Genomic DNA, 20,920 nt, shown 5'->3' with positions numbered 1-20,920 from the left:
TTAATGTTTTCGATTGAATCCAGCAGGCTGGGACTTTGTCTTTCTGTATAAACTTAGCTTACGCCTAAAAGCTGCTAAATCTATATCAGCAGTGCTAATTGCTATTTGGCCAGTCCCATGAGCATGAGAGATCAGTTTATGATGCTTTTCTTTGTATGGGGCTTGCATACTTGAACCACCATACTCTCCCGTATTTGTAATAACAACATGTTGATACATATGCCACTGAAGCGCTGAAGCCATATTATCAAATGTGTCAATATCTTTATTGTAAGCCACAATGACAAACATATCAGTTAAATCTCTCAGGTCTGCCGCAAGCTTTATATCTGTTGCATCGTAGCAAATCGCGCCAGTTATTTTGAATGGTCCTTCTGGATGCCCCTCAATAGAAATAATATGTTGGGATGGTCTATATCCCTGAACACCAAGAGTAACTTCATCTACTGTCATATGATATTTACCCTGGTCACGAATACGCCACTGAGTTCCTGACTCGGAAGAGTCTGGAATGATCCAGCGAGCTTTATTAACAATTTTGCCATCTTGTTCACAGAAGACAAATCCGCAAAATATGATGGCTTTAGTTTTAAATGCCAGAGCTTTTACTATGTCTTCATCTTCTGGATGAACAGCCAATTCAGAAAAAACAATAAGATCAGCAGTACTGGTATGATCTCTAGATTCCGTCTTAAGTTTAGTATTTAAAGTCTGCTCCGTTAGCTTACAAATTTCCGCGAGGTGTTCTCTATGCTTCCAACGCACATCGGAATTATCCAGTGTTACGTCAGAAGGGTGAAAATGTTTATCCTTAGGAAATAACTGCTGCACAGTAACAATTCTAAATTGGTTAGATGCTAACTCAGGTCTACTGACAACAGTAGGTAATGTTGGAACATTGGATGAAGTGCATATTTGCTTTTCTAAATAAATTAGCCTTTCTACCATACATTTTCTAAACTCATCAAGGCAGGTAATTGACAATATATCGTCTTGATTTATGTACGAAGAAGAAAAACCTGGCCATTGCAATCCATGCTGAAGAAAGCTTGCAAACCAATCAGTTATAGTTCCATATGACCCAACAATTGATTCTGGTGTATGTAACATTCCCATACGTCGCTTGTAAAACTGAGAACGTATACCATCATACTTTTCGCCATTAAACTTTAAATCATTTCGCTGGGTGTAATCCACATTACCCAAAGCAGCACTTCTTAGCACACTACACACCCAATATAATTTTTGTGCATCATGTTGTTGGGGGGGATGAGAAGCTACTAACCACTCAGGGCTTGCATAGCGCGGGTCTGTAGGTATTTTTCCTATTTTATCTATCGAACATGAAATATTAACACCTGGACGCCATAGTTCTGTCCATGATGTTGATATATCTGATAGATTTACTTTTATTTCATGTGGAGAATACTGCTTGCCATTAGATTTCCATGCTTTTTTCTCCTTATCATCTAGAAGATCAACTAATGCTATACCCAGTTTAAGAAGAGCATGTTCATATTTAAACGGGTTTTCCTTGAAGCTGATTACTGATGAAAGATTATGCTCCGAACCATTTGGTTTTGACTCATTTTTAGGTATGGCCCATCTAAATTCGTTAATCCTATTTTTATCTATATCACTATCTTTCATCCTAACTATTTCTTTCCAAATTTCGTTCCAAAACTCACCACCACGGAAAGCAAAATTGTTTATAATTGAATCTACTGCTTCTTTATTTTTTGTATGTGAAAGTAGAAAAACAGCATTTGCTTGGTAATCTTTGCTGATCTGAGCAGATAATTCAAATAGGTAACCATCACTAATATTCAATGGTTCTAAGTGTTTTTTAATCAAAACGTTTTGGAGTCTAGTAAGATCAGGAGATGCTTTATTACTAGCTATAAACGGTTTGTTGATTACAGCAAGATAGAGTAGTGCTTGCTGATATGCATAACTTGGAATGTCAGATTTACAAGAAAGTAGTTTTTGAGCAAATGATGTAACTTCACTCATCAACTTTTGATAATTAGATATGCACTCTTTCTGTATATTTCGGTAGAGATCAACGACGCTACGAAATATATCAGAAAGAAGATATATCATGATATATTTATCACACTTATCACGATTTGATTTTATTCTTTTAAAAATATCATCAAGAATGGTTTTATAAGCATCCAGATTAGGGTTTATGGCTATTGCCTTACGAAAGATAACCATAATCGATGGATCTTTAAGCCATGCCTTAAATAATTTCTTTGCAATCAGCTCAGATTCATTATCAAATTGCTTTCTCTCTTCAGGTGAGATCAGTTTGCTTTTTTTAGTTAAGCTTGTTTCCAGTCTATGGGCCGAAAATCTACGCAAAGATTCTACTTTAATCGATTTATCATTGTTAAAACCTGGGAATGAATCATTAGCATCATCGAAGAAATTATCTTGCTCAGTCAGTAATAACTGTTGAAGTGCTGGTATATTATTATCTAGCCCGTTACGCTCAGGAATACTCGAAGTTCCTATTTCATGCTGAATTTCATTAATTCTATTTGTAAGGCCGCTTCCGTTATCAATATCTGAAAGTATTAAAATTGACGTTTTTTTATCATTGATCTCTAAATAAGGCTCTCCATCTAACTTATCTTGTTTCAATGTTTCATCGAGAACACATTGAACTAAGCCATGAACAAATTCCTTGATTTCTTTATTATTTAGCGCCTCTCCAGAAATCACCAACCTAATATCATCTACATATCGACAGTAATCATGCAGTATAATATGACTACCATCACGAAATTTAGAAATTATAGACTCATCAAAATCAATGAGATATGCATTCGCCAGAGCTCCAGCCGATGCTAAGCCTTGAGGAAGCCCAACGATTTTTTTTAAATCCAAACTGCCAAGTATAGACAAAGTGTCTTTAGGCCATGTCCAATTCAAAATTTGAGTTGCCAAACTCCAGAAATCATTATTATCTGAAACACTGCAATCGTAATGTTTAGAAGATATTTCTTTAAGTTTTTTTATCAGAAGATCTATTTTTATAGAGCTAAAAAAGTTTTTCAAATCCAAACTAACAATATAAACATCATCAATTCCACTGACTTTATTTACAGTTTCTCTTCCTACATAGATAGGTCTTTGTAGGAAATTTCGATAATCTGTAGAGAACTTCCTGTAATATTCGTTTCCACCCCAACGAAATCTGGCCTTATCATTATTCCAATCACAAATAAGCCTATTTCCGTAACTAACAACTTTATTTTTCACATGCTCAGCATAGCCAAGGCTACTTAGTGAACAATCTTTCTGCCTCGTTTCTAGCGAATCAGCAATACACATCATTACTGCTGTAGCAAAAGACTGCTCCTTGATAGATATATTAGCTAATGGTCTTAATTTTCTATCCTCTTTATTTGTAATCCACCTCCCTTTTTTAAAAAACCAGTTAGCACCTTTGGGAGCGAGTATTAATTCAATATCACTTTTATGAAAAGTGGCATTTTTGACTTCATTTGACCATTTAGTGACTTCATCACTAATATCAAATGCACATTTGTCAAGCGCTAATAGATCTGCATACCAATTGTGAGTTCTGACAAAACTGTCTGTTTTTTTCCATGCCAATCCTAAAATAAATGAGTCCTTAAGGTACTCAGAACTAGGTTCGAGGTTATAATACTTTTTATCAAGTAGTTTCATTTTTCTCAACTTAATCTTAAGCGTTCTTATTCACTTCAACTACAGCATCGAAATTCACTGCTTGTATCACTCCATATAACTATACTACCGTTACTTAATAGAATGGTCCACGGTAAGTTTCAAAGGTTGCGTTGTGTTGAATGGTGGTCCACCTGATACATCAGGCACTTCTTTCAGGCTTTAAATCAGGTTGTACGAAGGGGAGCGTTGTCGTGGTCTACAAAATTGGCCCCCTACTTAGAGTTTTCTAGTATCGGTCCGTTTGGCGGTAAGTAATCCCACTGAAGAATCGATGATGACATAAGTAGGATTTTCTTCGAATCGAAGATTTTGTGGTATTTCGATGAAGCGTTCTAGTTTTACTAATCTCCAAATTAGTGCCATTCGCATACAAGGCAAGGATGACACTTAAGCTTGGTCATCAGTGTCCGTTCCTGGCACAAAACCGACTCTCAAATCAGATTTCATACCAACAGCGGCTCCTATCAGATACACTCACCCATCCAACCACCGCCCCGCCCTCGCAGACTCCATCATCATGGCAATAGTCAGCGCTTCAGGCTCTTGGTATTTTCTTTTCTTACTTCGGGGACAGAGCCAGCTAAGCACGGCAGAGGTTACGCCGATCTCCTGCGGCCAGTAGCGCATAAAGTTAAAGCCTGAACTGTCAACGTTGAACAGCTCGAAGTACTCTTCCATGATCTCCAGGCCATCTTCCCAGATCCAGGGATAGTTGCCCGTAGACAGGCTGGTGTCTGGCGTCAGCGGTTTCTTCTGGCTGAAAGGCGTGCGCAGATTCCATTTCGCATCGTACCAATCAAACACCCGCTGAGCGATATCGGCGTTGTGCGGCTTGTTGTCCATTCCCTTATCATCCTTAACCTGTCGCCGCCCGGCTCCAGCGGCAGCAATTACGGCCCCCGTTAGCGGAGGCCCTTCCCTCACGACTGCCGGCTGGAAAGCAGCAGCTTGCACGCCAGCGCGGCGAACACCCCGCTCAGCAGATAGTTCGGCCAGCGCGCGTTGATGCGGCGACCGGCGAAGCGGCTCTTCATGCCACTGACCAGCATAATCACGCCGCCGTTCACCGCCAGCCCCACCAGATTCAGCACCGTCGCCAGCACCAGCATCTGCAGCACCACCGAGCCGGCCTGCGGGTTGATAAACTGCGGGAACAGCGCCAGCACAAACAGCGCCATTTTCGGGTTGAGGATATTGGTCCACAGCCCCTGCCGGAAGATGCGCCCGACCGCCACCGGCGCCAGACCGGCGGACGCCTGCAGGTTGCCGCCCGAACGCAGCGTTTTCCACGCCAGATACAGCAGGTAGGCCGCGCCCATCACCCGCACCGCGTCATAGGCCAGCGGCATGACGACAAACAGCTGCGACAGCCCCAGCGCCGCCGCCAGGGCGTGGCAATAGGTGCCAAGCTGGATCCCCGCCAGCGAGGCAAAGCCGGCGCGCCGCCCCTGGCTGATGCTGCGCGAGGCGATAAGCAGCATATCCGGCCCGGGGGTAACGGTCAGCGCCAGACTGGCGGCGGAAAACAGCGCCAGGGTAGAGATGTCGATCATGATATTCCCGCTTATGCTAGCCAAGTGAGCAAGCTATTAATCTACCTCAGCGACGGCGTTTTTCCAGTTTCGGCGGGCACAATTTCACACTTTTCAACGGCGGGCTGCGGCCGGCGGCGTTCGCCCAGCAGGTTCATCCCGGCAGCGGCCAGCAGAATCAGCGCCGCGCCGGCCAGCTGCGCCAGCGACAGCTGGTGCGCAAAGGCCCAGCGGTCCACCAGCATGGCGGCAACCGGATAGATAAACGACAGCGAACCGGTCAGGTGGGTCGGCAGCTTCTGGATGGCGCCGTACAGCAGCACGAACATCATCCCGGTGTGCACCACCCCCAGCGCCATCAGCATGCCCCACTGCCCGGCGCTGGCGTCGGCGTGGAAGTCCACCAGCGGCAGCAGCAGCAGCGCGCCGACGCTGACCTGAATCAACACGATCAGCTGCGGCGGGGTGCCGGTCAGGCGCTTGGCCGCCAGCGCCATCAGCGCATAGAAAAACGCCGCCCCCAGCGCCAGTAAAATGCCCCGCAGATACTGGCCGCCCGCGCCCGCCTGCTGCGGTTGCGCCAACACCACCAGCGCCATGCCGGCAAAGGCCAGCGCCAGCCACAGCAGCTTGCGCAGCGTCAGTTTTTCCCCCAGAAACAGCGCCCCCAGCACCACCAGCATAAACGGCTGGGTGTTATATACCGCCGTCGCGATGGAGATCGACGCATAGCGGTAGGCGCTGAACAGCAGCAGCCAGTTCAGCACCAGCGCGATACCGCCGGCGACGGCAATCAGCAGCGTCGCCCGCCGCAGCCCGGGCGCACGCAGCTGACCAAGCAGAGCGCATACCAGCAGCAGCGCCAGCGCGCCGATGGCGCAGCGCCAGAACACCACGTTAATCACCGGCTGGCCGGACATCAGCACAAACCAGCCAATCGAACCGGAAATCAGCATCGCCGCCACCATCTCCAGCGAACCGCGTTTTATCTCTGCCTTCATCGTCTGTATCCCCTGCGTCAGTAATTGCATTAGCTTGCAACCTTTTGCCGCCGCGCTCCATAGCCAAAAGCAGGCAGATATGCTTAACTTCCTTTTTATTAAAGGCTGAATACATTACTTACCTAACAAGGTTGCTATGGATATTATCGATCACCAAATTCTGGCGCTGCTGGCGGAGGACGCGCGCATGTCGCTGAAAACGCTGAGCGCCAAAGTGGGGCTGTCTTCGCCGAGCACCTCAGAACGGCTGCGGCGGCTGGAGGAGAGCGGCGTGATTCAGGGCTACACCCTGAACGTCAATCTGCAGGCGCTGGGCTACGGCTTTCAGTCGCTGGTGCGCCTCAAGCCGCTGCCGGGGATGCTGAAGAAGGTGGAGCAGATGGTCGCCGCCATTCCGGAAGTGGTGGAGTGCGACAAGGTGACCGGGGAAGACTGCTTTATCATACGGCTGGCGGCGCGTTCGCTGGAGCAGCTCGACCAGATCCTCGATCGGCTGGCCGAGCAGGCGCAAAGCAACACCTCAATTGTGAAAACCACGCCGGTGAAGCGCCGCCTGCCGCCGCTGGCGCTTTAACGGCGACGACGACGGGCGAACGGATTGCCCTTCTTCTTCTCTTTTTTGACCGCGTCGGCGGCCGACTTCAGCGCCGCCAGGTGCGCCTTGTCGGCCTCCGGCACCGCCCGTTGTTCGATCGGGAACACCGGCAGCGCCGCCAGCAGGCGCGAACCGTAGCCTTTGGTCAGCAGCCGGCGGTCGTAAATCATGATCTCGCCGTAGCACTGGTTGCTGCGGATCAGCCGGCCGACCTGCTGGATCAGGTTAAACGAGGCGCTGGGCAGGCTCTGCACTTCAAACGGATAGCGCTTCAGGGTTTTCAGCCACTCGCCTTCGGTGAGGATCACCGGGCTGTCGATCGGCGGGAAGGCGATCTTGTGGATATGCACCTGCGTCAACAGCTCGCCCTTCAGATCCAGCCCTTCGGCGAAGGACTGCAGCCCCACCAGCACGCTGGCCACGCCCTTCTCCACCCGCTTGCGGTGCTCTTCCACCAGCCGGTAGCGCGGCTGGTCGCCCTGCACCAACAGCATCAGCCGTAAATCGGTGACGTAGCTGAGGAAGGTCTGCATCGCCCGGTTGCTGCTGAACAGGATCAGCATGCCCTTGTGCTGCCCGCCGGCCACCTCGGCGCGGAAGCAGCGCGCCATCTCTTCCAGATGCTGCGCCTCGTTGGCCATCGACGGCTCAAACTGCATGGCGGGGATGACGATTTTGCCCTGCTCGACGTGGTTGAACGGCGAGGAGAGCACCTCGAAGCGGTCGCCGGCCTTTTCGTTCAGGCCGCTCATCTCCTGCAGGCGGGCGAAGCTGTTAAGCGAACGCAGGGTCGCCGAGGTCACCACCACGTGCGGCACGTTGCGCCACAGCAGCTTCTCCAACTGATCGCTGACGCGGATGCCGACGCAGTGCAGATACAGGTGGGTGACGTTATCGCGCACCTCGCGCGTCACCCATTTGGAGATCGGCGCGTTGGAGGATTTATCCATCGCCGCCAGCTTCCACAGCTTGCTCATCGCCTCCAGATAGCCCAGCGTGCGGCTCATCTGCAAAATCGTGCGGTGCAGGCGCACGATATCGTGCTTGCCGGTCTGCTCGCTCAGGTCGTTGAGAATAAACTCCGCCAGCCCGCGCAGCCCGTCGGTCAGTTTGAACAGCCGCGCGCAGCTCTCCACCATCTCCGGCGGCAGCGCCCCCATCTCAAAGCGGTGCTCCGCCGCCGCGCCGTCGCCAGGCAAGTAAGCGCTTACCTGATGCTCAAACGCCTGCATCAGCTCGCGCAGCTCCTCGCAGTGGTTTTTCAGCCGCTCGATATTCGCCAGCCCCGGCGGATTCTTAGGCCGGTACTGGGTCATGCACAGTTCCACCTGCCGCACGATCATATCCAGCTGCAGGTTGGCGGACAGCGCGGTGATCTCCCCTTCCATCTCCAGCGCGTCGCGCGCCACCTCCGGCAGGTGGTGGCCCTCGTCCAGCACCAGCAGCAGCTCTTTCGGGTTGGGCAGTACCGATTCGCTCTCCAGCGCCGCCATCACCAGCGCGTGGTTGGCGACCACCACGTCGGCGCTCTCAATCTCCTTGCGCGCCAGATAAAACGGGCACTCGCGGATATAGTGGCAGTTGCGCCCCAGGCAGTTGGCCTTGTCGGTGCTCAGCTTGGCCCACAGCGTATCGTCAACCGACTGCGCATAGTGGTCGCGCAGGCCGTCCCACTCGTGGCGGGCCAGGGATTTTGACAGTTTCTGGCACAGCGCCTGCTCTTCGCCGTTGGAAGGCGCCAGTTCGTCCTCGTCGAGATACAGCATCAGATCGCCCTGCTCGGCCACGTCGGTGCTCATCGCCGCCAGGTTGCGCGGGCACACGTAGCGCCGGCGGCCGAACGCGCCGGTAAACTTCAGGTCCGGGATGATTTTCTTCAGCAGCGGCAGATCCTTGCTGTAGATCTGGTCCTGCAGCGCCACGTTGGCGGTGCTGACCACCAGCGGCTTGCCTTCGTCGCGCCCGACGGCGATGCCGGGGATCAGGTACGACAGGGTCTTGCCGACGCCGGTCGGCGCTTCAATTGCCAGGTGACGCGGGTAGTCGCCCGCCAGCGTTTTGGCGACGTCGGCAATCATCTGCCGTTGCGGCGCGCGGGAAATAAAGTCCGGTATTTGCTGCTGCAGGGCCTTGTACCACTTGCCGATCTGATCTTTAACTGAGGAGGTGAGCGCCATTCAACTCTTATCTAAACGAAATGATGGCGCTATTGTCCCACAGACGAGGCGCGCCGTCAGCCCGGCTGAGCGACGCATCGTCCGCTTTGCGCAGCGCCGCGCATTATTCCAGCGGCGCAACGTGGTCGAAGTGCGCCTGGAACAGCGCATTCAGCAGCGGCAGCTGCTCCACCCGCCCGGCGATGGCGGTCAGCTGCGGGCAGTGCTGAAGAAACCAGCGGCGGCCGGGCCGCCAGTTGCACATCACAGCGATATACAGATCCAGCGCGCTGAAGGTGCGGCCGAGAAACCACGGCCCGGCGTCGCTGGCGGCCGCGGCGCACTGCAGCCACAATTGCTCGCGGTGCGGGGCGATCGCCTCCTCCAGCCGTTCCGGGCGGCGGCTGTTCGGCAGCCAGGTCTCCGGGTGGTCGCCGTAGGTGAAGGTCGGGTAAATCGCGCTGTTGATAAACATCAGCCAGCGTAAAAAACGCGGCAGCGTCGCCGCGCCCGCCTCCGGCGCCAGCTCCGCATGGGGCGCGCGCGCATGCAGCAGCAGCACGATCGCCGCGCTCTCGGTCATTACTTCGTTATTGGGCAGAATCAGAGTGGGCACTTCCCCCAGCGGATTGAGCCGCAGTAAGCGCTCACGCTCCGGGCTGTCCGCCGCGTAGTCCACTTCCTCATAGCCCCAGGGAAAGCCGGTCAGCTCCAGCGCGGCGGCGACGATGGTCGAACCGCAGCCGCGGCAGCCGAGCAGGGTATAAGTATCACGCATAACGCCTCCGTAACGGCAGGGTTCGCGGCGCGTCCGCTGCGCCAGGCTGTTGTGGCGCGCGCCGCCAAACGGCCGCGCTACGCTTAACTGTAGACCAGCCGCCCCACACTTTCCCGCTCGGTTTTTCAGCATGCAGCACAGATATCAATGTGCTGTCATAAAGGCATCACACAACCTTGGTAAAAAATCTGCGCTGCCATCATTCCGGCAGCGGTAATAGCCATAAATAGTGGCGATAGCCTTTTCATTCAAAAAAGCAGGGACAACCATGAAACGTCATCTTCTCGCCGTTATGCTTCCGGCGCTTTTTATTGCACCTTCGACTTACGCGGCAGAAATTTATAATAAAGACGGAAATAAACTGGATCTGTACGGCAAGGTAAAAGGATTACACTATTTTTCCGACGCGGCCGACAGTGACGGCGATAAATCGTACGTGCGCTTCGGCTTTAAAGGCTCCACGCAGATTAACGACCAGCTGACCGGCTACGGCCAGTGGGAATACCAGGTAGCCGTCAACCACGCCGAGTCCGAAGGCACCAGAGACAGCAAAACCCGCCTCGGCTTCGCCGGCCTGAAGTTCGGCGATTACGGCTCCGTCGACTACGGCCGCAACTACGGCATTATCTACGACGTCGGCGCCTGGACCGATATGCTGCCGGAGTTCGGCGACGACGCCTATATCAAGACCGACAACTTTATGAACGGCCGCACCAACGGCGTCGCCACCTACCGCAACAGCGACTTCTTCGGTCTGGTGGACGGGCTGAACTTCGCCGTGCAGTATCAGGGCAAAAACGAGAATGACGACCGCGCGGCCAGCAAGGCCAACGGCGACGGCTGGGGGCTGTCATCCAGCTATGAAGTGATCGACGGTCTGAGCGTTGGCGCCGCCTATGCCTCCTCCAACCGCACCAGCGCGCAAAAGCTGGGCGACTACGGCAAGGGCGACAAGGCGGATATCTGGGCGGCCGGCGTCAAATATGACAACAATAACCTCTATCTGGCGGCCACCTATTCAGAAAGCCGCAATATCGTGCCGCTGTCCGGCACCGCGACCATTAACCAGAACAGCACGGCGGTAAAAGGCTTCGCTAATAAGGCGCAGGGCTTTGAACTGGTGGCGCAATATCAATTCGACTTCGGCCTGCGTCCGTCAATTGGCTATGTACAGTCGAAAGGCAAAGATATTGAAAATATCGGCGATGCCGACCTGGTGAAATATATCGACGTCGGCGCCTACTATTACTTTAATAAAAACATGTCCACCTATGTGGATTATAAAATCAACCAGCTCGACAGCGACAATAAACTGGGCCTGTCAGACGACGACGTGGTCGCCGTCGGTCTGGTGTATCAGTTCTAAACGTGCGTAACCACCACTGCGTCTCTTGATGGCTGCGGCCAGTTGATTACCAGCGTTACTTTGCCGGGCCGGCTGCGCCCGGCTTTTTTATTTTCACCGCCGGCTCATAGCAGCCCGCGCAGGGTGATAAACATCAGCAGGCTGAGCACCACCACAATCAGCGTATTGCGCAGGAAAAACGCCAGGATCACCGCAAACAGCGCGCCCCACAGGTACGGGTTATCCGCCACGCCGCGCCAGCCGGCATCGCCGTACATCACGATCGGCCCGCTGATGGCGCTGAGCACCGCCGGCACCGAAAATCCCAGCAGCTTATGCAGACGCGGCGACAGCCGCAGCCGCAGGCCCGGCGCCAGAAAACAGTAGCGGTTAAAAAACACCACCAGCCCCATCAGCAGTATAGTCAGCCAAATCATGACGCCTCCCTGCTGCACAGCAGCCCCACCAGCATCGCCGCGACGCTGGCGATAATCAGCGCGCCGGGGATCTGATAGTGGTGCAGCACCACCGACAGCAACAGCGCGGTCAGCGCACAGGCCAGTACCGGCAGGCTGCGCACCAGCGGCACCACAATGGCGATAAACGTCGCGGCAATGGAAAAATCCAGCCCGTATGCGTCCAGATTGCCGATACTGCCAGCGGCGGCGATCCCCAGCCAGGTGGTGAGCAGCCAGCAGACATAAAACGTCAGCCCGGCGCCCAGCGCATACCAGCGGTCAAAGCGCGCGGCACTGTGGTCGCCGGTCAGGGCGAACAGCTCGTCGGTGAGTAAAAAGCCCAGCAGCAGCCGCCAGCGCAGCGGCAGCGGCGCAATGCCCGCCCGCAGTCGCAGCGCGTACAGGAAATGCTGCGCGGTGACAAAGAACGTGGACAGCAGAATCGCCAGCAGCCCAGCGCCGCCTTTAATCATCCCCATCGCCACCAGCTGCGAAGCGCCGGCAAATACAATCGCCGACATGCCCAGCCCCTGCGCCGCCGTCAGGCCGCTCTGCAGCGCCATCGAACCGGCGAGGATCCCCCAGGGCAGCACCGCCAGGCACAGCGGCAAGATCGCCAGTGCCCCCTGCAGCGCGGGCCGCAGGCGCGGCGTCGGAATAGGTAAAGATGAATAGGTCATGGCGCGCTCCGTGATAAAAAGCGCAGCCTAGCGTGGCCGCAACGGCGCGGTATTGTATGTAATTGCCCGCTTAGCGCAGCGAGTTGACGTAGTCGCCGGGGGTGACACCTATCGACTTGCGGAAATGGCGGTGGAAGTGGCTCTGATCGTGAAAACCGCAGGCCAATGCGCTTTCCAGCACGCCGTGGCCCTGCTTAAGCAGGCCGCGCGCCTTACGCAGCCGCGCCTGAATCTGATAGGCGTGCGGCGGCAGGCCGGTCACCCGCTGGAACTGCCGCAGCAGGTAATAGGGGCTGAGGGAGACCCGCTCCGCCAGCTCCAGCAGCGAGACGTCCACTTCCGGGTACTCATCCAGCAGCGCCTTCACCAACGCAACCTGACTTTGCGCCCGGCTCTGCGTCGCCGGCGTCACGCGGGTTTTGCTGTAGCGCATCATCAGCCAGGTCAGCGCGGAGAACAGCATGGTCTCTTTCAGCAGGCGGTTTTCGTTGCTTTGCAGCATGCCGAACGCCAGCCGCAGCTGCCCCGCCAGCCCGACGTCGTGCACCACCGCCTGAGGGAAATAGGGCGCGCCGCCGGCGCAGCTCTTTAAATCGCGCGACAGCCGCGCCAGCAGCTCCGGGTTGGGATACATCGCCTGATAGGCCCAGCCGTTGTCCGCCGCCGAGCTGCCGGTGTGGATCTCGTCGGCGTTCACCAGAATAATGCTGCCGTGCGGCGCCACGTGCTCGCCGCCGGTGCGGTAGAAACGCTGGGCGCCGTCGTCAATCACGCCGATGCAGTAGCCTTCATGGCTGTGGCGGGAAAAGGTCTGACGCAGATAGCTGGCCTGCAGCACTTCCAGCCCGCCGAGCTCGTCGACGTGCATAAAGTGCGTCTGTTCTTGTCGCCCGCGGGCCGTTTGCCTGGTCATCGTCACCTCCGTCATAGCGCTTATTCTAGCATCCGCCGTCCATGCGGTTTTGTACAAAATTGACCGCATCCGCCCGCAAAAAGAGTCATAAATGGCGGTTGGCGGCGGTTTTCAGAGTAATGGCATTGAGTTGACGGTAATATTACGTTAAATTTAGCAAGTGTTATCTTGGAATAAGCAGGAGTAAAGCGGGAAATATGGCCAGAATCAGTCTGGAAAATGGCGAGTGCACCGCACAGTCTGTCAGCGACCGTCTACTGAAGTTGCTGAAAGTACGCGGCCCGCAGCAGGCCACCGAAGCCGGCAAAGTGCTGGGCACCACCGGCGAAGCGGCGCGTCAGCAGTTCGTCAAGCTGGCCAAAGAGGGCCTGGTGGAAGCGCGCGCCGAAACCCGCGGCGTCGGCCGCCCGGTGCAGCTGTGGCATTTGACCCCCGCCGGCAACGCCCAGTTCCCGGACGCGCACCCTGAACTGACGGTGCAACTGCTGCGCACCGTGCGCGATAAGCTCGGCGAGCAGGCGCTCGGCGTGCTGATTGAAAGCCGCGAGCAGGAAACGCGCATCAACTATAAGCAGGCGATGATCGGCGCCGTCACCCTGCAGGAGCGCGTCGCCCGTCTGGCGAAGGTGCGCTGCCACGAAGGCTATATGGCCGAATGGTGCGCGCTGGAAGACGGCAGCTACCAACTGGTGGAAAACCACTGCCCCATTTGCGCCGCCGCCAGCGTATGTCAAGGCTTTTGCCGTTCAGAACTCAGTATTTTCCGTGAGGTGCTGCAGGCGCAGGTGGAGCGTATCGAGCACGTCCTGTCTGGCTCTCGCCGCTGCGCCTACCGTATTTCTGATTTATAACGCACCCCGTGCGGGAAAATTAGGAGACCGAGCAATTGTTCCATCACGTCTACTTATACTACGTTGAGCGCTGCCCCGCCGCCGCGCGCATCAAAGGAGACGTTATGACCAGCCCGCACTTTTCCCCGCTTACCGCCCGTTCCCCCGCTTTAGCGCTGCGGTTTGGCGCGCCATGAAGCTGCATGCCGGATTCTGGCTGATCACCCTGTGCTTTGGCGCCTACTGGGGGCTGGCGGTGTACGGCCGCGACCGGGCGGCGCTGGCCCTGGCGATTGGCGCCGTAGCGGCGCTGGCGCTGACCCCGGCGACGCGGCGCAAATGGGCAGTGCTGGCGGCGCTGGCGGGCATCGCGATGGACGCCGTCTGGTGTTACGGCGGCGTGCTGCAGTTTACCGATCATGCCGGCGTGCCGGTCTGGATGATGGCGCTGTGGCTCGCCTTCGGCTGTTGGTGGTGCTGGCTGCTGCAGCTGATCCGCCTCTCCGCCTGGCCCATCGCCCTGTTCGGCGCGGTCGCCGGGCCGCTCAGCTACCTGCTCAGCTGGAAGTTACAGGCGTTCAGCCCGCAGATCGCCCCGGACCTGATGCTGCTGTCCCTCTCGGTCGGCTGGGCCGTTTACCTGCCTGCCGTCAGCTGGCCGCTGCTGCGCCGTCGCGCCGCGGCCTGAGCCCTCCAAGCACTGTCCGCACCAACGCTGCGGACTTTTAACATTTCACTAAAGCCGCCGCAGGGACTATACTCTTCCGCTGTTTTAAGCAACCTGCGAAACCGCCCCATGCTGAAAAAAGCCTTCGTCATCATTATCGCCCTGTGCGCCCTGGGTTCCCTCGGCGGCGTCTTCCTCGCCGGCCTGAACATCTACACCCGCTCCACCACGCCGCAGCCGGAAGCCAGCAGCGAAAACGCCGCGCCTTCCGTCATCCCGGCGCCGAGCGCGCAGGAGCGCTAAGCGTCAGAGCGCCGTCACGCCGGCCGCTGCCGCCTGCCGTTCCAGTTCGGCAATCACCTGGTAGTCCGCCCGCGGCACCAGGCTGAAATCGCCGATCAGCAGGCTGTCGCTGGCGGGGTCGCTGACCATTTCATTGGCCGCCGCGTGCAGGATCTCCACCTGCCCCTGCGACGTACCGGCGGCGGTGATCAGCGGTAACCCCGGCACCGAAGCGGTGCGGCCGATGATTTTCACCCCGTGCAGCGCCTCCGGCTGCGCCCGGCGCAGCAGTTCCAGACTGACGCTATCGATAGCGGCGATATCCGCCTCCCCGCGCTGGATCATCTTCAGCGACTGATAGTGCGCGCCGGAAGCCAGCGCCTTGCCGAAGAAGCGGCCGCCCTGCGCCAGCGGCGCAATCAGCGCCCGCAGGCTGTTATAGCCGGACTGTGAGTCGGTGCTGTTATACGCCGCCGTGCGGCCGCGGAAATCGGCCAGCCGTTCGCCAGGGTCGTCCTCCCGCACCACCAGCCAGCTGCTGTAATTGGGGCCGTTGCAGCCCTCGACCCGATAGTGATAGGTGCCGATCACCTGCACCTGCGGCAGATAGGCCACCAGCGGATAGCCGCAGGTCTGGCTGAGCAGCAGATCCGGCTGCCGCCAGTGCCGCGCCAGATCCTGCGGCCAGCTCAGCGTCTCCGGCGCCTCCAGACCGTAGGCCTGCAGCCTGGCGCGCAGCGCACGCCAGAACGGTTCCACCTGTTGATGCGTCACGCCGTACATCGGTAAAGATACTTGCATCGCCACTCCCCCATCCCGTCCATCCTGATGGCCTGCGCCGCCAACGCCGCGTCAGCCATGACGGATATGCCTTACCCAACGTTCAAACACCCTATCAACAATGATAGCCAGTAACGCCACAACCAGCGCGCCTTGAATCACATAGGCGGTATTAAAACCGCTCAGGCCGATAATGATCGGCGAACCGAGGGTTTTGCTGCCGACCGTCGAGGCGATGGCGGCGGTGCCGATATTGATAATCACCGAGGTGCGGACGCCGGCGAGGATCACCGGCGCGGCCAACGGCAGCTCGACGCGCCACAGCACCTGCCACGGGCTCATGCCGACGCCGTTCGCCACTTCCCGCGCCGCCGGCGGCACCGCGCCGATGCCGGCCAGCGTGCCCTGCAGGATTGGCAGCAGCCCGTACAGCACCAGCGCAATAATCGCCGGCTGCTCGCTAAAGCCCATCACCGGCACCGCCACCGCCAGCACCGCCACCGGCGGGAAGGTCTGGCCGACCGCCACCAGCGTCTCCACCAGCGAACGAAACTCCTGCCCGGCCGGCCGGGTGACCGCCACCCCGGCCGACACGCCGATCAGCACCGCAATCAGGCTGGAGATGCCCACCAGCGTCAGGTGGGCCAGCAGCAGCGAGATAAAACTGTCCTGCTGATACACCGGCCGCTGCAGCTCGGGGAACCAGTAGGCGAACAGGCCGTGCAGCTGGTTCATGCCGAACACCAGCGCCAGCAGCAGCGCCGTCGCCCACGGCAGCGGGTCGCGCAGCCAGCGCCACAGACCCCCGCTCATGACAGCGCCTGCTGCGGAGCAATCAGATCGTGAAAATGCAGCACGCCGCGCGCCGCGCCCTGCTCATCCACCACCGGCAGCCGGTCGCTGCCGCGGGCGACAAACACCGACAGCGCCTCGCGCAGGCTCATCGCGGTGCTGATCGGCTCGCCGTCGGCCTGGCCGGGGCGCACCCGCTCGCCGACGTACCCCAGCGCCAGCAGCTTGATGCCGCGATCGCTGCGGCCGAAGAAGTCGCGCACAAAGTCGTTGGCCGGGCGGGTCAGCATCTCCAGCGGCGTACCCTGCTGCACCACGCGGCCGGCGTCCATCAGCACCACCCGGTCCGCCAGCGCCAGCGCCTCGTCGATATCGTGCGTCACCAGCACGATGGTGCGGCCGGACAGCTGGTGAATACGCGCCACCTCCGCCTGCAGCGCCGCGCGGGTCACCGGGTCGAGCGCGCCGAACGGCTCATCCATCAGCAATACTTCCGGGTCGGCCGCCAGCGCCCGGGCGACGCCGACCCGCTGCTGCTGCCCGCCGGACAGCTGGTGCGGATAGCGGCGGCGGAACAGCGCCGGGTCCAGATGCAGCAGCTCCATCAGCTCCGTCACCCGGTCGCGGATGCGCGCGCGCGGCCATTTCAGCAGCTGCGGCACGGTGGCGATATTCTCCTCCACCGTCCAGTGGGGAAACAGCCCGATAGACTGGATGGCGTAGCCCATGCGCCGCCGCAGATCCTGCGGTTTGAACTTGTGGATCTCTTCACCGGCGAAGTAGATCTTGCCCTTATCGTGCTCAATCAGGCGGTTGATCATCTTCAGCGTGGTGGATTTCCCGGAGCCGGAGGTGCCGATCAGTACGGTAAATTCGCCGGCGGCGATATTCAGCGACAAATCATCCACCGCGGCTTTGCCCTGAAACAGCTTGCTTACCTGGTCAAAGTTAATCATCGGCGGGTTGCTTCCAAGATTGAAATTATCAGTTTAAACAGCGAGTCGACCACGACCGCCATCACGATCACCGGGATCACCCCGAGCAGCACCAGATCCAGCGCGCTGCTCAGCAGCCCCTGAAACACAATGGCGCCGAAGCCGCCGGCGCCAATCAGCGCGGCCACCACCGCCATGCCCACGGTCTGCACCGCCAGAATGCGCACCCCGGTCAGCAGCAGCGGCAACGCCAGCGGCAGCTGCACGCGTGCAAAGATCTGGCCGCGCGTCATACCCATGCCGCGGGCGGACTCGATCACGCTGGCCGGTACGCTCTGCAGTCCGGCGGTCACGCTGCGCACCAGCGGCAGCAGCGCGTACATCACCAGCGCGACGATCGCCGGCGCCAGCCCGATGCCGTTGACGCCGTGGCGCGCCAGCCACGGGATCGCCGCCGCCAGCCCGGCCAACGGTGCGATCAGCAGGCCGAACAGCGCGATCGACGGCACGGTCTGGATAATATTGAGCGTGGAAAACACCGGCGTCTGCCAACGCTGCGAGCGGAAACAGAGCACGCCGAGCGGCACGCCGATCGCCAGCGTCGGCAGCACCGTCAGCAGCAGAATGGTCAGGTGCTGCCACAGCGCGGCGTCAAACACCTCGCGCCGGTTGTGGTACTCCTTCAGCAGCGAGAGCGCATCCAGCTGCTGGCTGAACAGCAGCCACAGCGCCGGCGCCAGCGTCAGCAGGTTGCCGCAGATGCGCCACAGCGGCGAGGCGGTGATGCGCTCCATGGCGTTGGCCGCCATCAGCAGGCACAGCGCCAGCATCAGCCAGCAGCCGCCGCTCCAGGAGGTGCGCGCCAGCGCCGAACCGCTCTGCGCCAACTGCCGTGCGGCATCGCCGCTCAGCCACAGGCTCAGCGTCAGCAGCGCCGAGGCGGCCAGCACCGTCAGCAGCGCGTACCCGCGCCGCGGCGGCAGCAGACTGAGCAACGCCAACGCCGCCAGCGGCGCCAGCAGCCACAGCGCGCGGCCGTGCAGCAGAGAGAGCAGGGAAATACTTTGCCCGGACAGCAGGCGGTTGGGCGCATAGCTGAGGAACGGCAGGCCAAACGCCGCGAGAAGCAATAGCAGAAACAGCGTCAACAGCACGCGGTTTTTTAGAACGGTAGTCAAAGAAACGCTCCGGCATCCTGGTGTATCAGCGTCGCCGGGGAGCAGGGAGCGCCTCCCCGGCACGTTCGGTCATGGCGTCATCAGCCTTTGACAAAGCCTTTCGCTTTCAGGTAGTTCGCCGCCACCTGCTTGGCGTCCTGCCCTTCCACCGCAATCTGCGCGTTCAGCTGCTGCAGCGTCGGGCCGTCCAGCGAGGCGAACACCGGTTTCAACAGCGCGGCGATGGCGGCGTGCTGCACCAGCGCGCTTTCGCGGATCACCGGCGCCGGCGCATAGATCGGCTGCACGCCCTGCGGATCCGCCAGCGTCTGCAGGCCCAGCGCCGCCACCGGGCCGTCGGTGCCGTAGGCCATGGCGGCATTCACGCCGGAGGTCTGCTCCGCCGCCGCCTTGATGGTGACCGCGGTATCACCGCCGGCCAGCGACAGCAGCTGATCCTGCTTCAGCGTAAAGCCGTAGGCTTTCTGGAACGCCGGCAGCGCGTCCGGCCGCTCGATAAATTCCGCCGAGGCCGCCAGCTTGAACGTGCCGCCGCCGTTAATCCATTTGCCCAGATCCGCCAGCGTTTTCAGCTGGTTGGCCGCCGCCACGTCCTGACGCACCGCGATAGTCCAGGTATTGTTGGCCGGCGCCGGGTCCAACCACACCAGTTTGTTTTTGTCGTAATCGAGCTGTTTCACTTTGGCGAAACCGGCCTGCGCATTCTTCCACGCCGGGTCTTTTTCATCCGCGAAGAAAAAGGCGCCGTTGCCGGTATATTCCGGGTAGATATCAATTTCGCCGGCGGTAATCGCGCCGCGCAGCACCTTGGTGGTGCCCAGCTGCAGTTTGTTGACGGTTTTGATGCCGTTGGCTTCCAGCACCTGCACGATAATATTGCCCAGCAGCGAGCCTTCGGTGTCGATTTTAGAGCCGACGCGAACCGACTCCGCCGCCTGCGCGCCGCCGGCGGTCAGTGTCAGAATGCTCAGCGCCAACGCCAGAAAGCGTCCGCGCGGGGAGATAAATGCCATGGTGTCGTCCTCTTGGTTTTATAAATACCGCTCTACCCGTCATACTTCAAGCCGCAGGTGCGTTGGCTGCGCTCAGTCACCCGAATCACTGACCAGAGTAAGCTCATCGGGATTCCTTCCCTTGCCGCCTTCCTGCAACTCGAATTATTTAGGCTATAAAACGCGCTTCCAGCGCGTGATAAAGATTGCCGCCGTAGCGCCGGCGGCGTTCTGGTTCCCCTTACCGCCGTCGCCCGCCAGAAACGGATGTACGCCGACGTCGACCGGCGTGACGGCATGCCGTTTAAACCAGCTGCCGTACCCCGGCACCACAAACCCCTGGCTGCGTTGCCGGTAGGCGTCGCGTTCGGCCAGATAGACCTTGCGCAGGCCGTACCACGGCAGCCCGGGTAAATCGTGATGTACTAAATGATAGTTCAGATTGAGAAAAAGCAGCCGCCAGGGCCAGGCGGCCTCGTTCAGCACCGAGCGCGCCGCCGCCTCATGCTCGGCGCGATGCTCGTAAAAAGAACGGATCTTGCCGATCGCCAGCGCCGGATAGCTGACCAGCAGCAGATAAAACCACGGCGCAATCCCCTGCCGCTGCAGCCACAGCAGCAGCCACGCCAGCAGCGCGCCGTGCAGCAGCCACATCGCCAGCGCCCGCCGGTCGCCCGCCGCTATGCGCCGCAGCGCTCCGGCCGCCAGCAGGGCGATATCCCACAGCGGCGACAGCAGCATCCGCCCCGGCAGGCAGTTGCGCAGCGCCGTCAGCCGCGGCAGCAGGCGGGGAAAACGCCGCCACTGCGCCCGGGTGAAATAGTAGCTTTCCGGGTCACGCTGCGGATCGGTGAGGTGCGGGTTGCGGTGATGGCGCAGGTGGCTATCGCGGTACAGGCCGTAGGGATACCACACCGCCAGCGGCAGCAGGCCGAACAGCTGGTTCAGCCGCGGCCAGCGCGTGGGGTGGCCGTGAATCAGCTCATGCTGCAGCGACAGATAGCCGGTGGTGAACAGGATCAGCAGCGGCGTCGCCAGCCACGGCCCCAGTACGCGCCAGCCCGCCGCCGTCAGAAACCAGCCGCCGTACACCAGCGCGATCACGCCCCAGGTGGGCAACTCCAGCCGCCACCACCACTGTCGGCGCAGCCGCCGGATCCAGCGGCGCTGACGGGCGTGCAGATAGTGGCTGTGACCGGCGGATGTGGACATGCTGACGACTCGCAGTGAAAAATTTCACCCAGTATCGGCGAGGCGAATCGGCGCGCCAAATAACGAAAATG

At 58.2% G+C, this 20,920-nt stretch carries 20 protein-coding genes; 5 read left to right on the top strand and 15 right to left on the bottom strand.

The window, feature by feature from the left end; translation table 11 throughout:
- From D781_RS22570 to D781_RS06510, 4 genes are all read right to left on the bottom strand, one after another.
- Complete coding sequence (locus D781_RS22570) at positions 1 to 3,702, bottom strand: RNA-directed DNA polymerase (protein WP_015671522.1); 3,702 nt, start codon at positions 3,700 to 3,702, stop codon at positions 1 to 3.
- Positions 3,703 to 4,197: 495 nt separating this feature from the next.
- Positions 4,198 to 4,566: a DUF1493 family protein gene (locus D781_RS06520; RefSeq protein WP_015671521.1), complete on the bottom strand. Its 369-nt coding sequence runs from the start codon at positions 4,564 to 4,566 to the stop codon at positions 4,198 to 4,200.
- 77 nt (positions 4,567 to 4,643) lie between these two features.
- A complete protein-coding gene (locus D781_RS06515) occupies positions 4,644 to 5,276 on the bottom strand; it encodes a LysE family translocator (protein WP_015671520.1) in 633 nt (210 codons plus the stop codon).
- Positions 5,277 to 5,317: 41 nt separating this feature from the next.
- Complete coding sequence (locus D781_RS06510) at positions 5,318 to 6,256, bottom strand: DMT family transporter (RefSeq protein WP_051032618.1); 939 nt, start codon at positions 6,254 to 6,256, stop codon at positions 5,318 to 5,320.
- Positions 6,257 to 6,392: 136 nt separating this feature from the next.
- On the opposite strand from D781_RS06510, the gene D781_RS06505 reads away from it, so the two are divergent.
- A complete protein-coding gene (locus tag D781_RS06505) occupies positions 6,393 to 6,830 on the top strand; it encodes an Lrp/AsnC family transcriptional regulator (RefSeq protein ID WP_015671518.1) in 438 nt (145 codons plus the stop codon).
- Here D781_RS06505 and dinG read toward each other — a convergent pair.
- A complete protein-coding gene (dinG, locus tag D781_RS06500; protein ID WP_015671517.1) occupies positions 6,827 to 9,028 on the bottom strand; it encodes an ATP-dependent DNA helicase DinG in 2,202 nt (733 codons plus the stop codon). The two genes, D781_RS06505 and dinG, sit on opposite strands and share 4 nt — an antisense overlap.
- 103 nt (positions 9,029 to 9,131) lie before the next feature.
- Positions 9,132 to 9,785: a glutathione S-transferase family protein gene (locus D781_RS06495; RefSeq protein ID WP_015671516.1), complete on the bottom strand. Its 654-nt coding sequence runs from the start codon at positions 9,783 to 9,785 to the stop codon at positions 9,132 to 9,134.
- A gap of 268 nt (positions 9,786 to 10,053) precedes the next feature.
- Between D781_RS06495 and ompC the strand changes: the two genes are divergently transcribed.
- Positions 10,054 to 11,151 carry a porin OmpC gene (ompC, locus tag D781_RS06490; protein ID WP_015671515.1) on the top strand — a complete coding sequence of 366 codons (1,098 nt, stop codon included), beginning with the start codon at positions 10,054 to 10,056 and terminating at the stop codon, positions 11,149 to 11,151.
- A gap of 104 nt (positions 11,152 to 11,255) precedes the next feature.
- Here the strand turns inward: ompC and D781_RS06485 are convergent, their stop codons facing one another.
- The 3 genes from D781_RS06485 to D781_RS06475 form a co-directional block, all read right to left on the bottom strand.
- Complete coding sequence (locus D781_RS06485; RefSeq protein ID WP_015671514.1) at positions 11,256 to 11,567, bottom strand: AzlD domain-containing protein; 312 nt, start codon at positions 11,565 to 11,567, stop codon at positions 11,256 to 11,258.
- The gene (locus D781_RS06480; RefSeq protein ID WP_015671513.1) at positions 11,564 to 12,268 is read right to left on the bottom strand and encodes an AzlC family ABC transporter permease; all 705 of its coding nucleotides are present in this window, start codon (positions 12,266 to 12,268) and stop codon (positions 11,564 to 11,566) included. Before D781_RS06480 ends, D781_RS06485 begins: the two co-directional genes overlap by 4 nt.
- A 70-nt stretch (positions 12,269 to 12,338) precedes the next feature.
- A complete protein-coding gene (locus D781_RS06475) occupies positions 12,339 to 13,181 on the bottom strand; it encodes an AraC family transcriptional regulator (RefSeq protein WP_015671512.1) in 843 nt (280 codons plus the stop codon).
- Positions 13,182 to 13,378: 197 nt separating this feature from the next.
- Here D781_RS06475 and D781_RS06470 point away from each other — a divergent pair, with 197 nt between their 5' ends.
- From D781_RS06470 to D781_RS23935, 3 genes are all read left to right on the top strand, one after another.
- On the top strand, positions 13,379 to 14,032 hold the full coding sequence (locus D781_RS06470; protein WP_015671511.1) for a metalloregulator ArsR/SmtB family transcription factor: 654 nt from the start codon (positions 13,379 to 13,381) through the stop codon (positions 14,030 to 14,032).
- Between the two features lie 172 nt (positions 14,033 to 14,204).
- A complete protein-coding gene (locus D781_RS06465; RefSeq protein ID WP_015671510.1) occupies positions 14,205 to 14,699 on the top strand; it encodes a DUF2878 domain-containing protein in 495 nt (164 codons plus the stop codon).
- A gap of 108 nt (positions 14,700 to 14,807) precedes the next feature.
- A complete protein-coding gene (locus D781_RS23935) occupies positions 14,808 to 14,981 on the top strand; it encodes a hypothetical protein (RefSeq protein WP_015671509.1) in 174 nt (57 codons plus the stop codon).
- A 3-nt stretch (positions 14,982 to 14,984) separates the two neighbouring features.
- On the opposite strand, the gene D781_RS06460 is transcribed toward D781_RS23935, so the two are convergent.
- From D781_RS06460 to D781_RS06435, 6 genes are all read right to left on the bottom strand, one after another.
- Complete coding sequence (locus tag D781_RS06460) at positions 14,985 to 15,761, bottom strand: PhnD/SsuA/transferrin family substrate-binding protein (protein ID WP_015671508.1); 777 nt, start codon at positions 15,759 to 15,761, stop codon at positions 14,985 to 14,987.
- Between the two features lie 51 nt (positions 15,762 to 15,812).
- Positions 15,813 to 16,553, bottom strand: coding sequence for an ABC transporter permease (locus tag D781_RS06455; RefSeq protein WP_015671507.1), 741 nt, complete (start codon positions 16,551 to 16,553; stop codon positions 15,813 to 15,815).
- A complete protein-coding gene (locus D781_RS06450; protein ID WP_015671506.1) occupies positions 16,550 to 17,488 on the bottom strand; it encodes an ABC transporter ATP-binding protein in 939 nt (312 codons plus the stop codon). The genes D781_RS06455 and D781_RS06450 overlap by 4 nt, the downstream gene beginning before the upstream one ends.
- On the bottom strand, positions 17,485 to 18,645 hold the full coding sequence (locus D781_RS06445; RefSeq protein WP_015671505.1) for an ABC transporter permease: 1,161 nt from the start codon (positions 18,643 to 18,645) through the stop codon (positions 17,485 to 17,487). Before D781_RS06445 ends, D781_RS06450 begins: the two co-directional genes overlap by 4 nt.
- Positions 18,646 to 18,725: 80 nt before the next feature.
- Positions 18,726 to 19,658: an ABC transporter substrate-binding protein gene (locus D781_RS06440; RefSeq protein WP_015671504.1), complete on the bottom strand. Its 933-nt coding sequence runs from the start codon at positions 19,656 to 19,658 to the stop codon at positions 18,726 to 18,728.
- Between the two features lie 153 nt (positions 19,659 to 19,811).
- Positions 19,812 to 20,849: a fatty acid desaturase gene (locus D781_RS06435; RefSeq protein WP_015671503.1), complete on the bottom strand. Its 1,038-nt coding sequence runs from the start codon at positions 20,847 to 20,849 to the stop codon at positions 19,812 to 19,814.
- Positions 20,850 to 20,920: the final 71 nt, after the last annotated feature.

Source organism: Serratia sp. FGI94, from assembly GCF_000330865.1.
GTDB lineage: Bacteria > Pseudomonadota > Gammaproteobacteria > Enterobacterales > Enterobacteriaceae > Serratia_B > Serratia_B rubidaea.
The sequence above is the reverse complement of the archived record's forward strand: the minus strand, read 5'-3'. Positions and strand labels throughout refer to the sequence as shown.